Here is a 13,674-nt window from a genome sequence, read left to right on the forward strand (position 1 = left end):
GTCAACCTTTTGTGGGAGGAATATTTTCCATTCTCATAGGTGTAAGCGAATTCAGAATGTTAGGGTTCTCCTCTGTTAAGAATCTTAGGGCTTTTAAAAGCCTTTCAAGTCTTTCAGTGCTCGGTAATCAGGGCGAGATCGAGTTCTTTCGGTACCAGCCCATATCTTGTTTGGACTTCATATCGGCATTATAAATTTGAAGGACACGCTTTCTTGTTTCCTCGCCGTTTGTGTTGTGCGGCAGCTCTTCCACAGCTTCCCAAGCTGTAAACTTCAAAAATTCCATTAAGTGTTCCAAATTTACCTTTAAGCGAAACTCCACTATATCTACAGGGTTGGCAGGTAATGTCTACCTAACTTGGGTAATCGTGATTCTTTCTCCCTCTTCAATTTTCAGATCTCATATGGAAATTCAATAAATTTATAAGCTTAGAAATTATTCATTTTAATAAAAAAAATTCAAGCTTTAACCGTTTCGATCTTACAAAAGATGAACGTACAAAAGTGTAAGCAATTGATCTTTCCTTGTCATATTTCTTTACGAACTTTAATGAATTAGATAGCTGAGGTGATAGAATCGAAACGCTGTAACTAGGTTTACCAATTAAGTATAAAGGAAATTCGCATCACTTCCATGTAAAAATGACAGGTTTCCTCACAATAGTTTGAATTATATCAAATTTCGGAATTCTGTTATTGACAATAGAAATGAAAATAATATATATTGAAGATAAGAAAGATTGGTTTTGATATGTTTGATAAGTTTTGTTTTGTTGATTTCCAAAATCAGGTGACTGAATATTCGAAATACTAGGGGTGATGAGTAAAAGATTCGCATTTTATTTTAAACAGAGCTGCTTGTGGGTAGGTAAATTAATTTTTAAGAGGAGTGATTGAATTTATGAATAGAAAATGGAAGTGCTTATTTTATTCCTTAGTCATTAGTTTTTTGATTGTGGTTGTAGCTGCCTGTGGTGATGGATCTGCAACTTCAGGTAGTACTACAGGCTCGCAAACTACAGGTGAAGAAGTCGAATTGTCAGTTTCTACATACTTAACTGCTGGCCATGGTCAAGTAACTGATGTATTGGAACCTTTCTTTAACGAGATTGAAGAAAAGACGGAAGGGCGGGTCACTGCAAATTATTATCCATCTAATGCGTTAGGTGCTGCAGATGCTCAATATGATATGGCTGTTACTGGTGTTGCCGATTTTGTGCTGAGTAATCACGGTTATTCACCTGGACAGTTCCAATTGACTAGCATAGCTGATTTACCATTCATGGGAAATTCGGCGGAAGACGCCTCACGTATATTGTGGAATTTGCACGAACAGTTCCCTGGTATTGCAGAGGAGCATGAAGGGACTAAGATTGGCTGGCTTTTTAAAACAGATACCTATCAAATTTTTACTTCGGACAAGCCAGTAAGAACTCCGGAAGATTTAAAAGGGCTTCGAATTAGAACCCCATCCCCGGCGGGCAATCGATTATTAGAACTGGTGGGAGCCACACCTGTTAATATTCCGATGGGAGATGTCTATGAGGGCATGCAGCGAGGAGTCATTGATGGTGCTCTGGCACCGGCATCGGTAATCGTAAACTTCCAATTATCAGATGTAACCAAATATATTACTAAGGGAGATTTTTGGACGCAAAGTTTTTACGGGGTATTTAACCCTGATACGTGGGAACGGCTTTCAGCAGAAGACCAAGAAATCATTGAAAGTATGATTGGTGAACAAATGGCTATTAAAGCCGGCCAAGTCTATGATCAAGATGGTCAAAACGGCTGGGAAAAAGCAGAAGAAGATGGAGTAGAGATTATAGAGCTGTCTAATGAGGAGAAAACAGAATGGGAAGAAGCCTTAAAGCCAATGGTTCAAGAATGGATTGATGAAACAGAAAGTAAGGGACTGCCAGGCCAAGAAATCTATGATGCTGCCATTGAACTTCGTAATCCATAATCGTCGATAACTACCATCAATTGAAAGGAGTGATTACTTTTGACCAATATGATCACTTATTTGGAAAGAATTATTGCAACAATCAATAAAGTTTCGTTTTATATAGCCTCTTTTTTAGTATTCTGCTTAATGATTTTGACATTTAGTGATGTAACAGGGCGTTATTTTATACGCCCTGTTACAGGTACTTATGAGTTAACGGGTATCCTTTTGTCTCTGATCGTCTTTTTAAGCTTAGGCTATACGCAAATAAAAAAAGGACATATATCAATAGGGGTTCTTGTTGATAGATTCCCGCCAAAAATTCAAGCCTTTGTTGATGTAATTACCTATTTCGTTATTTTAATTATGCTTATTTTAATGACTCAACAAACGTTTATCTATGCAGAGCGAAGCAGTGCCAATGTAACAGGTGAATTAGGCATACCTGTCTATCTATTTATTAATATAGGTGGTATAGGTATCTCCTTATTTGCTTTAGCGATTTTATTGGATTTCGTAAAAGCTGTACAAAGGGTGGTGAGTAAGAATCATGAGTCCTGAATTGATCGGTTTGTTATGTATAATCCTGCTTTTTGTGCTGCTCTTGCTTAGAGTACCAGTTGGAATGTCTTTGCTGTTAGTAGGTTTTTTAGGATATATCGCCATTTCAAATCTATCAGTCGCGAACGCACAACTTGGGATAAGTGGATTTGGAACGGCCAGTAGCCATAGTTTGAGTGTTATGCCTATGTTTATCTTAATGGGATTATTTTTGTCCTTTAGTGGCTTAGCTAAAGAACTGTTTAAAGCGGTTGATAGTTGGGTTGGCCACTTTCGGGGTGGTTTAGGTATGGCCACGATCGGAGCAGCTGCTATTTTTTCCTCTATCTCCGGATCTTCCAGTGCCACGACAGCCACCTTAGCGAGGATTGCGATTCCTGAAATGAGTCAGTATAAGTATCACCCCCAGTTGTCTTCGGCAACAGTAGCGGTAGGAGGGACGTTAGGCTTTCTTATCCCTCCAAGTGTTATTTTAATCCTGTATGGCGTGCTGACCCATGAACCAATTGGCCCTTTATTGATTGCTGGATTGTTACCTGGCATCATCATGGCCTTCATGTTTATGGTAACCATTTATATCCAAATCCGTCGCAACCCATCATTAGCACCTGTCAATGCGGATGTGATGCCATTCAAAGAAAGATTTAAGTCTCTGTCTACGATATGGCCTTTCCTTCTTATTTTTTTACTGAGTATTGGTGGAATTTATTTGGGCATCTTCACTCCAACTGAGGCAGGTGGGGTTGGTGCACTAGGGGCACTGGTGGTTTCGATTATGACCAAGAGAATGAATTGGAAGAATTTTGTTGAGTCATTAGGGGAAAGCGTTCGCTTAACGGCAATGATTTTTCTTATTTTAATAGGAGCAAACTTATTTGCACAATTTCTTGCAAAGTCGAGAATACCAACAGGGATTACTCAAACGATTACGTCATTAGAGGTATCACCATATGTCATTCTATTTGGGATTCTTTTTGTACTATTCATCCTTGGATTGTTTATGGAGGGAATTGCCATATTGGTTCTGACATTACCAATTATTTATCCTTTAGTTATGGAACTGGGCTTTAATGGCATTTGGTTTGGCGTCATTATTGTTATGGTCATAAATATGGGCTTAATTACCCCTCCGTTAGGAATAAATGTTTTTATCATAAATGGGGTAGCGCGTGATATACCCATTCCTACCATATTCCGAGGGGTCATCCCTATGTTAGTTACGATGCTTATTTTTACGGTTCTCCTTGTCATTTTCCCTGATGTGGTTCTATTATTACCAAACATTATGAATGGATAAATTTAAGCCGTTCCAGAGTTTAAATTTTCAAAGAAAATTGACGATTAGGGTTTCTTGTTTTATACTAAAATGGTAAGTTTGATAAGTTTGATAAACTTAGGAAGATTTCGATTCTATTATCGTTGCGAAGGGGGAATGACATACGTATCTAAATGTTGGCCCTGAAGCCCCCAACCAATACCTGTAATTCAGAATAATCAGTCTTCCTGAATTTCTAGTGCTCAAGCTGCATGAGCCAGTTAATGAGCTTGCTCACAAAAATAATAATTGAGGTGATTAAAAAGATGGAAAAATCTTTAGTTGTTGGCATTATCGGCGGAGGTATTGGCGGAGTAGCTTTGGCAGAATCACTGAGACAGCGCGGCATTTCCTTTCATTTGTTTGAACAGGCGCCAATGTTTGGCGAAGTCGGAGCTGGAATACAAATGACACCTAATGCTGTAAAGATATTGAATGCGCTTGGATTAGAAGATGAAATCCAAAAGGTTGGCTTTTTACCTGAAGCGATGGTAGGGCGTAGCTGGGACTCGGGAGATGAATTATTTCGGACACCGATAAAGGATACATTTAATAAAATTTTCGGTGCCGAGTATTATCATTTGCATCGGGCGGATTTACACGCGATATTAACAAAAAGATTACCGGAAAGTAATATAACTTTTAATGTTAAATGTGTTGATGTAAAGCTCAAAGAAGATAAAGCAGTAGCAATATTTGATAATGGAGATGAATTCGAAGCTGATCTTATTATTGGGGCAGATGGAATACGCTCTGTTGTAAGGGAAGCGCTGTGGGGCAAGGATGATCCAAAATTTACGGGGGACATGTGTTGGCGCGCACTCGTTCCAGTCGATCAGCATCCGTTGCCTTTTGTGGAGCCAGCTGCTTCTTTCTGGTTTGGTCCTAAAGCACACGTCGTGACTTACTATGTAAAAGGTGGTAACGCCGTAAATATTGTTGCGTGTAAAGAGACAGATGAATGGGTTAAGGAGTCGTGGACAGAACCAAGCTCCACAAGTGAATTATTGAAAGCATATGAAGGTTGGCATTCTGACTTAATTCGTCTTTTTGAAAGAACAGATAATTTACAAGTATTTAAATGGGGGTTATATGATCGTGATCCTATGGAGCGATGGTCGAAAGGACACGCGACCCTACTAGGTGATGCGGCCCATCCAATGCTTCCATATCTATCTCAAGGTGCAGCTATGGCGATAGAGGATGCTTATGTGCTGTCTGAAGCTTTGGACCATTTTGAAGGGGATATCTGTTTGGCATTGGAGGCATATGAAGGGGAGCGTCGGAGTCGAACTCGAAACGTACAATTACAATCTCGTGAAAGAGGGCGTACGTATCACTTGGAGTCGCCTGAAGAACAATACAAGCGAAATCAAGCGATTCAAGAAAGGCAGAAGGAAAATCCTAATGCTGTAGGCATTAGTTCTGAATGGGTTTATGAATATGATGCAACAACTTGCCGTCAGCGTTTTGATCCATCTAAGACATCTGTCTAATTTAAACATAAATAATGGCTACTTAGTAATGCTTTGTAACGTCAAAGTAGGAAATACATCTTCACATATAAAAAGTAAAAAGGAGAGGTGTTTGTTATGACAGTAGAATTTGAAGAGATGGTGAGTCTGTTTAAAAAGGAGCTTGAATTATGTAAATTAAAGCCGACTGAAACTATGGCGGTCCTAACTTCTGGAGACATTCGACAAGATTACGCTCAGGCTTTTTTGACTGCTGCGAGTGAACTTGGGGCAAATGCCTTTGAATTAAAATTGCCTCCTGTTAAAGCCGGGATATCAGGATCGTTTGGGGTAACCCCTTTGACTGATAACCGGGTGGCGGTGGAATGTTTAAAAAAGGCAGATCTGGTGATTGATCTCGTTCTCCTATTATTCTCCAAGGAACAGCTAGAACTTCAAAATTCCGGCGTAAGAATTTTAATGGTTGTAGAACCGTTTGATGTAATTAAAAGAATGTTCCCTCAGGAAAGTGATAAGGATAGAGTACTCCATGCAACAGAATTATTGAAAAATGCGAAGGAATTAAGATTCACAAATAAAGCTGGAACTGATGTTGTGTACGAGCTTGGGCAATATCCGATCTTAACAGAATATGCTTTTGCAGATGAGCCCGGCAGATGGGATCATTTACCGAGTTGTTTTGCTGCGGCAACTTCTAATGATCGTGGTGTAAACGGGGTTGTAGTCTTAGATAAAGGAGATATTTTCTTTCCTTTTAACCGATATTTTCAGGACCCGGTAACTCTTACGATCAAAGACGGCTTTGTAACAACTATTGAAGGCGGATTTGATGCGATGTTAATGAAAGATTATATAGAAAGTTTTAATGATCCACGAGCTTACGCTGTATCGCATATTGGGTGGGGACTTAATGAAAGGGCGAAATGGCATAGTCTGGCATTAGATGATCAGGTTTTTGGAATGGATGGAAGAGCGTTTTACGGAAATGTCTTATTCTCCTTAGGTCCTAATTCTGAATTAGGGGGAGATAATGACACACCATGCCATCTTGATTTGCCAATGAAAAATTGCACGTTATATCTTGATGGAAAGCTAATCGTAAAAGACGGAGATGTCGTCATTGAAGAAATGAAACCCATTAACTCTATAGCAACCTCGTGAAGCAGAAAGGGATCAGATCTGAACTTCACGGTGAATAAAATGAAAACAGTATTAGCGTGCCTTTGATTGTACAACTCCCTTTAGCTCGTAATGTAAATAATTATAGGAATGGAAGGGGTATCCGGCAAATGGTAAAAGCTATTGGTGCCCCTTTAATAGTTTGAAAAATATAAATCTTACAAAGGAACGGAAAGTTTTGGATGTTTTAGCGCATTTTATATGAATATTACTAGCAAAAGACTATATTTAGCGGGGTAGTCAGGGAAGATCAGCGTAACTTTGGAGGAGATAACATGAATAAAAGGTATCGAGTAGGTCTTATTGTTCCGAGTTCAAATACAACAATGGAAACCGAAATTCCAGCGATGTTACAAGAACGAATGAAAATGAAGCCTGAAACATTTACGTTTCATTCAGCCAGGATGCGGATGATGCATGTAAACCCGGAAGAATTAAAAAAAATGGATGTGGATAGTGACCGCTGTGCATTAGAATTGTCGGACGCTAGGTGTGATGTTCTTGCCTATGCATGCCTTGTAGCGATTATGTGCCAAGGTGCAGGCTACCATCATGTTTCAGAAGAGCGGTTAAGTAAGGTTGTAGAAGAGAATGCCGAAAAAGCCCCAATTGTAAGTAGTGCGGGTGCATTAATAGAAGGAATTGAAAAAATCGGGGCAAAAAGAGTGGCCATCATTACGCCATATATGAAAAGTTTAACGAACCAAGTTATTGAATACTTACATGCCAGTGGAATAGAAGTGGTAGATTCCATAAGCTTAGAGGTCGCGGATAATTTAGAGGTTGGTCGATTAGACCCTAAGAATCTCATTGAACACGCGGAAAAGCTTAACATTAAAAATGCTGATGCTGTAGTGCTATCGGCTTGTGTCCAAATGCCATCCCTTCCATCTATTCAGGAAGTGGAAAACCGTTTAGGCATACCAGTTCTCTCAGCAGCAACAGCGACAGTTTATAAAATATTAACTCAATTAAAATTGGAACCAGTTGTACCTAATGCCGGGAAATTACTTTCAGGGGTATTAGATAAGTAATTTTTCAGAATAAAGAGATGTAGATGTAAACATTCGTGTGATAAAGGAGATATAGATTATGTTGATGCCTTATGACGATGAGAATCTGTTTAAAGAAAGAGGTTTCGGTAAACAGCTTGGAATTGGAGAAGAAGTGGCATTGGTCGTTGTAGATTTGATAGTGGGGTTTACACGTGCCGACATGCCAATGGGCTCTGATCTAACGAAGCAGATTGAAAAAACCAACGAACTGATTAAAGTAGCTAGAACAAGTGGACTTCCTATCTATTTTACTACTATTTCATATGACGAAGAAGATGTAGCTGATGCAGGTATTTGGGTGAATAAAATGGAAGGGTTAAAAACATTACGGTCAGGAACAGAGGCAGTGAAGGTGGATCCATCTTTAGACTTTCAAAAAGGAGATAGTTTAATAGTAAAGAAATATGCATCTTCTTTTTTCGGTACAGATTTAGTTTCAAAACTAATTAAAAAAAGAATCGATACGATCATTGTAACAGGGGCCACAACGAGTGGCTGTGTAAGGGCAACAGTTGTTGATGCTCTGCAATACGGGTTTACCCCAATAGTTGCGGAGGATGCTGTAGGCGATCGGGCACAAAAGACCCATGAACAATCATTATTTGATATGAAACAAAAATATGCGGACGTTAAAAAAACAGAGGAAATTATTAAGGATATGGTATCGATACAAGGAAGTAAAGCAAACACGTTATAGTATCCTTGCCATGGCAGTGTAAAAAGCGAATACCATGTATATGTTCTCTCTCCTACTTATTCTTGCTCATGATTGCCCCCGACTTCTATAACTAGTTGTCGGGGATTGTTCCCTATATATTTATAACATTCCATAGGAGGTATTACATGAATATATTCTTAGAAAATCCGGAGTTTGAGGATGTTTTTATTAAAGGGATGGATGTGGACTTGCATATGATAACGAAGGGAGATAAAAAAGGCATCCCTTTAGTTTTTATACCGGGAATCACCAGTTACTCATACTCCTTTGCGGAAGTGTTAAGAAAAATTCCTGATGAATATTACTGCTTAGCTTTGGATGTACGCGGGCGTGGACAATCTTCGTGGCCGACGAGTGGATATAAACTTAGTGATTATGCTGAGGATTTATTGTATGTGATCAATTATCTTATAGATAATCCTCATAAACCTGTAATTATAGGTCATTCCATGGGAGCCAGAATAGGAGTTGCTTTTGCCAGTCATTATTCTACTTTAGTTTCAGGCTTAGTATTAATTGACCCGCCAATAAATGGTCCTGGTCAACGAGATGTATATCCTAATCCACTAGAGGAAATGTTTTTAACACAAAAGAAAGCAGTGGACGAAGGTAAGCTGGATTTATTCAGGACATACTTTCCTGAAAATTGGACGGAACAACAAGTATTGCAGAGAGCTGAAGAATATCGAAATAATTCCAGGGAAGCTATTATAGAGTCATACCAATCTCTACTATATGAGCCATTTCATGCCCATTTAAAAAATGTAACCGTTCCTATGTTGTTACTGGCAGCCGAATTTGGGGATACGATCCGAGAGAAGGAGCTGGAATTAATTAGTAGCCTTAACACTTATCTAGAAGCAGAACGTGTTAAAGGGGTTGGTCACATGATTTATAAGGATGCACCCGATAAGGTGGTACAAAGTATTCTAGGGTTTGTCAATAAACATATCGAGTAGGGAAAGAGAGAACTAAAACGGATTAATTGTTTATCATGTAGCACATTATTTTATTCTGAATTTCACCTTTAATCATGTGAAAATTCGAAATAATGTGCTACTTTTATTTTTTTCCTTAAATGATTTCATGGTGGTTGTAAAGGCTTCAATGAAATGTAAGGTTATCCATTTTATTGTTGATTCTTAACTGACTTTTGATAAGTAAGGATTTTATTAACACTTAATACATCTGCATATCTGGCATTAAGATCAATTAAAGTAGACGTGTGCAATGAATTGCTCCGGTCGCCAACAGCTTCCTTTGCTATAATAACCTTATAACCCCTTTGAAGACCTTCTACAGCGGTTGCCCGAATGCTGCCGCTCGTTGTAACTCCTGCTAAAATTAACGTATCTATTTCTTTTTCTTTTAGGAAATTTAATACCGGTGATGTATGAAAACTTGTAATATATGGTGTTTTATCAACCAAATCAAATTCATAATCCTGTAATTCAGGAAGCGTGCTAATCCAGTGACTGTCCTCTTTTAGAATTTCTAAAGAAGGGAACTTTTTGCACCATAACCTAGATGATTCAATCTCTGGATTATAGATTGTCTTACTAAAAACAACAGGAATATTACTTTCCTTAGCTGCCTCAATAAGCTTTATCGCCATAGATGCTTGATCTTCCACTTGAATAGAGAATAACGAATGAGGTTCGAAAAAAGCGATTGTAAAGTCTCTAATTAATAGCGCCGCTTTTTTACCGAAGCCGACTTTTCCAGAAAATCCCTGATTGGTGTATAATTGTTGAACTTCATCTAACAGATACCTTCTTTGACCTCCGGGTGTGTATATTACTTTCAATCCGTATCCGTCCACTATCCCGTTATCTCGTTCTAGTCGTCTCAATGTACTAGTTGAAATCCCTAGAACTTTGGCAGCTTCTGAAATGGTTAGGAGCTTTTCGTAAAACAACAGACCACCTACTTTCTATTTCATTTTAGAATTATCACGTTGGTTATCTGGTTAAATTATACCACACCCTATACATCCCCCCATACACTCCAACTATTAAAAAAGAAAGGGGGTAATACGCTTTAAGTAAGAAGAAATAGAGGGTTGAATAGGAAGTTATAAGCGTTTTTCTTTGATATGTTCTAAATATAAAATAACTAACAAATGCAAGTCCAAGGCTCCCCTTGATGACGCATGATCTCTTCTTCTGCGTACATACTATCCTTATAAATGACTGGGCGGAGATGAGGAAAATGGTGGAAAACCAACTAAAACGTACATATTTGGTCATAGACCGTCTTCGCGTTTATTGTGAGTATTGCATTGATCAGGGCAAGCCGGCGATGTTTTTGATTCACGGCTTTGCCTCTTCCACCTATACGTTTCACCGTTTGATTCCTCTGCTTAAGGAGCATTTTTCGATTTTCGCAATTGACCTTCCGGGGTTTGGCCGGAGTGACAAATCAACCTCATTTACCTATTCGTTTCAAAATTATGCGCAACTTGTAGCGAAGTGCCTGAAATATTTCGGCCTAGAGCGGGTCATTATTGTCGGTCATTCGATGGGCGGGCAGATCGCCTTGTATACGGCGAAATTAGTTCCGGATCAAGTCGATAAATTGGTGCTGCTAAATAGTTCCGGCTATTTGAAAAAAGTAAAGAAATCCCTGATGTACAGTTCATATATGCCCTTTTTTCCTGCTTTCGTTCAGTGGTATGTCGGACGGAAGGAAGTAAAGGACTATTTGGAAAATGTGCTATATAACAAAGCACTAATTACCGCCGATATGGTTGAGGAGTTCGGCCGACCGCTTAAGGAAAGAAACTTCTATAAATCACTCGTCCGGCTGGCGCGCCATCGTGAGGGTGACCTGACGACGGAACAGCTGCGCGACATTAGAAAACCGACCTTGCTTTTGTGGGGCGAAGAGGATAAGGTCGTCCCTGTGGCGGTTGGCAGACGCCTTGTGAAGGAACTGCCTGAAGCGGAGCTGATTACTTACAAGCACACAGGTCATCTGCTTTCGATTGAAAAGCCGCTTGATGTTGTGACGGATATAGTAAGGTATACATGTAGAACCAATTTAGTCTAAAGTTTTCGTAAAAGTCGGGTAAAAAGCGGGGCCTGGATCTTTAAAAAAGCTGTACAGTCCCTTAATATTCACCTGTTACACTAAAACCTATCAGACGTATGGAATGGGGGTAATGAGGTGAAAGTGCGAAAAGCGATCATCCCTGCGGGGGGATTGGGGACCCGGTTTTTACCTGCTACGAAAGCCCATCCGAAGGAAATGCTGCCGATCGTCGATAAGCCTACGATTCAATATATTGTCGAGGAAGCTGCTGAGTCCGGCATCGAGGATATTATTATTGTCAGTGGACGCGGCAAAAGAGCGATTGAGGATCACTTTGACAGCTCCTACGAATTAGAGAGCGTGCTCGCCGGCAAGGAAAAATGGCGGCAGCTTGAAGAAGTGAAAACCATTTCGAGCCTGGCCAACATTCATTATATCCGTCAAAAAGAGCCGTTAGGACTTGGTCATGCGATTGCGTGCTGCCAGTCATTTATTGGCGATGAGCCGTTTGCTGTACTGCTCGGGGATGATATTGTCCGTTCGGCTATCCCTTGTACGAAGCAACTAATGACGATTTATGAGCGCTATCAATCTCCTGTTGTCGGCGTTCAGCCTGTCCGTGACGAAGAAGTATCGAGATACGGAATCGTCGCACCGGCAGGTTTGGAAATCGAACAAGGAGTGATCGGCGTATCAGACCTTGTTGAAAAACCTTCTTTCCACCACGCGCCATCGAACTATGCACTTATGGGACGTTACATCCTCTTACCCGACATCTTCCCACTTCTACACACGATCACACCTGGTGCAGGAGGCGAAATCCAGTTAACTGACGCTTTGAAACAACTGAATCAATCTCATCATGTGCTTGCGTATCACTTCCAGGGAAAACGCTATGACATTGGCGATAAGCTCGGCTTTCTGAAAGCAACGCTGGACTTTGCCCTGGAGCGGAAGGAGATCAGTCAAGAGTTAAGAGCCTACATGGAGGAATTGATGAACGTCACAATCGCATAGAGGCGATGAAGGGAGGAGGTCCTTATGCAAATTACCGTTGTTGGGACTGGGTATGTCGGTTTAGTCACCGGCGTCACCTTTGCTGAAATTGGTCATGAAGTCATTTGTATCGACGTTGACAGTACGAAAATCGAGATGCTGAAACGGGGCGAGGTGCCATTTTATGAGCCAGGTCTTCAGCAGCTTCTTGTTCATAATCTCGCAAACGGCCGACTGACGTTTACGACTGATGGCGATGAAGCGTATCGCTTGAGAGATGTGATTTATGTAGCGGTCGGAACGCCCTCAAAGGCGGATGGCGCAGTGGATGTGAGCTATATGGAGCAGGCCGTAGTTGACGTCGCGAAAGCAATTGAAGAATATACGGTCATTGTTATTAAAAGCACTGTACCTGTCGGAACGAATGAACGTGTTCGCGCCCTGATCACCGAGCATACAAGCTGTCCATTCGACCTCGTCTCCAATCCGGAGTTTTTACGGGAGGGTTCAGCGATTTATGATATTTATCATGGCGACCGGATCGTCATTGGCGCGGAAGATGAGCGGGCTGCTGAAACGGTGGCGATGCTGCACAAGCCGTTTGGTACGCCGATTTTTCATACCGATCCTCGCAGTGCCGAGCTGATCAAATATGCAGCGAACGCTTTTCTGGCGACGAAGATCAGCTATATCAATGAAATTGCGAATCTATGTGAAAGGCTTGGAGCAAATGTCGACGCTGTCGCGCATGGCATCGGCTTGGACCGGCGGATCGGCGCGCAATTTTTACAGGCGGGACTTGGCTACGGCGGTTCCTGTTTTCCGAAGGATACAAGAGCACTTCTTCATATGGCGGAAACGGCTCAGTCTGATTTGCGGTTGCTCGACGCTGCCAGAAGCGTCAACGAGCGCCAGCCTTACGTCGTTGTCGAGAGGTTGAAAAAACGGTTTTCATCATTACGAGGGCTGCGGATCGCCTTATTGGGATTGAGCTTCAAACCGAATACAGATGATCTTCGTGAAGCTGTCTCGCTTGTCATTTTGCAGGAATTACAGGCGGCGGGAGCGTCGCTGATCGTGTATGACCCAGTCGTCGATCAGCCTGGTGGGAACCGCGTTCTTGAACAAGTAGCATTTGCCGGCAGCATCGACGAAGCGCTGTCCGGGGCCGAGGTCGCCGTCATTGTTACGGAGTGGGAGGAAATTAAAGCATTTCCGCTTGCCAGCTATAAAGGGCTGATGAAAGAAGCTGTCGTGATCGACGGCCGGAATTGCTACCCGCTGGCAGAGGCTGAAAAGGCGGGGATCGAGTATTACTCCATTGGCCGGCCGGCGGTCAATAAGCAGCAGCCGAGTCAGCTGTTGAAGCAATGAGAGAGGCAGGAAATATAGAT

The 13,674-nt window shown here is 41.1% G+C and carries 12 protein-coding genes; 11 read left to right on the forward strand and 1 reads right to left on the reverse strand.

Features of this window, described 5'->3' with window-relative positions:
* The first annotated feature begins 901 nt into the window (after positions 1 to 901).
* The 8 genes from M3212_RS03610 to M3212_RS03645 all read left to right on the forward strand — a co-directional run bounded on the left by M3212_RS03610 (position 902) and on the right by M3212_RS03645 (position 9,210).
* Complete coding sequence (locus M3212_RS03610; protein WP_251192588.1) at positions 902 to 1,966, forward strand: TRAP transporter substrate-binding protein; 1,065 nt, start codon at positions 902 to 904, stop codon at positions 1,964 to 1,966.
* 48 nt (positions 1,967 to 2,014) lie between these two features.
* Positions 2,015 to 2,509 carry a TRAP transporter small permease subunit gene (locus M3212_RS03615; RefSeq protein ID WP_251192864.1) on the forward strand — a complete coding sequence of 165 codons (495 nt, stop codon included), beginning with the start codon at positions 2,015 to 2,017 and terminating at the stop codon, positions 2,507 to 2,509.
* Positions 2,499 to 3,806 (forward strand): TRAP transporter large permease, encoded by a 1,308-nt coding sequence (locus M3212_RS03620; protein ID WP_251192589.1) that lies wholly within the window; start codon positions 2,499 to 2,501, stop codon positions 3,804 to 3,806. Before M3212_RS03615 ends, M3212_RS03620 begins: the two co-directional genes overlap by 11 nt.
* A 284-nt stretch (positions 3,807 to 4,090) precedes the next feature.
* Positions 4,091 to 5,320 (forward strand): FAD-dependent monooxygenase, encoded by a 1,230-nt coding sequence (locus tag M3212_RS03625; protein WP_251192590.1) that lies wholly within the window; start codon positions 4,091 to 4,093, stop codon positions 5,318 to 5,320.
* Between the two features lie 96 nt (positions 5,321 to 5,416).
* Entirely contained in the window at positions 5,417 to 6,460 is a 1,044-nt protein-coding gene (locus M3212_RS03630) for a leucyl aminopeptidase (RefSeq protein WP_251192591.1), read from the forward strand.
* 293 nt (positions 6,461 to 6,753) lie between these two features.
* On the forward strand, positions 6,754 to 7,512 hold the full coding sequence (locus M3212_RS03635) for a maleate cis-trans isomerase family protein (protein WP_285874018.1): 759 nt from the start codon (positions 6,754 to 6,756) through the stop codon (positions 7,510 to 7,512).
* A 58-nt stretch (positions 7,513 to 7,570) separates the two neighbouring features.
* Positions 7,571 to 8,230 carry an isochorismatase family protein gene (locus M3212_RS03640; protein WP_251192592.1) on the forward strand — a complete coding sequence of 220 codons (660 nt, stop codon included), beginning with the start codon at positions 7,571 to 7,573 and terminating at the stop codon, positions 8,228 to 8,230.
* 146 nt (positions 8,231 to 8,376) lie between these two features.
* Positions 8,377 to 9,210 carry an alpha/beta fold hydrolase gene (locus M3212_RS03645; RefSeq protein WP_251192593.1) on the forward strand — a complete coding sequence of 278 codons (834 nt, stop codon included), beginning with the start codon at positions 8,377 to 8,379 and terminating at the stop codon, positions 9,208 to 9,210.
* A gap of 170 nt (positions 9,211 to 9,380) precedes the next feature.
* On the opposite strand, the gene M3212_RS03650 is transcribed toward M3212_RS03645, so the two are convergent.
* Entirely contained in the window at positions 9,381 to 10,169 is a 789-nt protein-coding gene (locus tag M3212_RS03650; protein ID WP_251192594.1) for an isochorismatase family protein, read from the reverse strand.
* Between the two features lie 293 nt (positions 10,170 to 10,462).
* On the opposite strand from M3212_RS03650, the gene M3212_RS03655 reads away from it, so the two are divergent.
* From M3212_RS03655 to M3212_RS03665, 3 genes are all read left to right on the forward strand, one after another.
* Entirely contained in the window at positions 10,463 to 11,302 is an 840-nt protein-coding gene (locus M3212_RS03655) for an alpha/beta fold hydrolase (protein ID WP_251192595.1), read from the forward strand.
* A 117-nt stretch (positions 11,303 to 11,419) separates the two neighbouring features.
* The gene (gene galU / locus M3212_RS03660) at positions 11,420 to 12,301 is read left to right on the forward strand and encodes a UTP--glucose-1-phosphate uridylyltransferase GalU (protein WP_251192596.1); all 882 of its coding nucleotides are present in this window, start codon (positions 11,420 to 11,422) and stop codon (positions 12,299 to 12,301) included.
* Positions 12,302 to 12,325: 24 nt separating this feature from the next.
* On the forward strand, positions 12,326 to 13,654 hold the full coding sequence (locus M3212_RS03665; RefSeq protein WP_251192597.1) for a UDP-glucose dehydrogenase family protein: 1,329 nt from the start codon (positions 12,326 to 12,328) through the stop codon (positions 13,652 to 13,654).
* Positions 13,655 to 13,674: the final 20 nt, after the last annotated feature.

Origin of the sequence: Halalkalibacter oceani, assembly GCF_023715705.1 — a bacterium.
Taxonomy (GTDB): domain Bacteria; phylum Bacillota; class Bacilli; order Bacillales; family Bacillaceae_D; genus Halalkalibacter; species Halalkalibacter oceani_A.

Coding starts and splice junctions, on each gene's coding strand:
- M3212_RS03610 (WP_251192588.1), top strand. CDS start 902: ATGAATAGAAAATGGAAGTGCTTATTTTATTCCTTAGTCATTAGTTTT.
- M3212_RS03615 (WP_251192864.1), top strand. CDS start 2,015: ATGATCACTTATTTGGAAAGAATTATTGCAACAATCAATAAAGTTTCG.
- M3212_RS03620 (WP_251192589.1), top strand. CDS start 2,499: ATGAGTCCTGAATTGATCGGTTTGTTATGTATAATCCTGCTTTTTGTG.
- M3212_RS03625 (WP_251192590.1), top strand. CDS start 4,091: ATGGAAAAATCTTTAGTTGTTGGCATTATCGGCGGAGGTATTGGCGGA.
- M3212_RS03630 (WP_251192591.1), top strand. CDS start 5,417: ATGACAGTAGAATTTGAAGAGATGGTGAGTCTGTTTAAAAAGGAGCTT.
- M3212_RS03635 (WP_285874018.1), top strand. CDS start 6,754: ATGAATAAAAGGTATCGAGTAGGTCTTATTGTTCCGAGTTCAAATACA.
- M3212_RS03640 (WP_251192592.1), top strand. CDS start 7,571: ATGTTGATGCCTTATGACGATGAGAATCTGTTTAAAGAAAGAGGTTTC.
- M3212_RS03645 (WP_251192593.1), top strand. CDS start 8,377: ATGAATATATTCTTAGAAAATCCGGAGTTTGAGGATGTTTTTATTAAA.
- M3212_RS03655 (WP_251192595.1), top strand. CDS start 10,463: ATGGTGGAAAACCAACTAAAACGTACATATTTGGTCATAGACCGTCTT.
- M3212_RS03665 (WP_251192597.1), top strand. CDS start 12,326: ATGCAAATTACCGTTGTTGGGACTGGGTATGTCGGTTTAGTCACCGGC.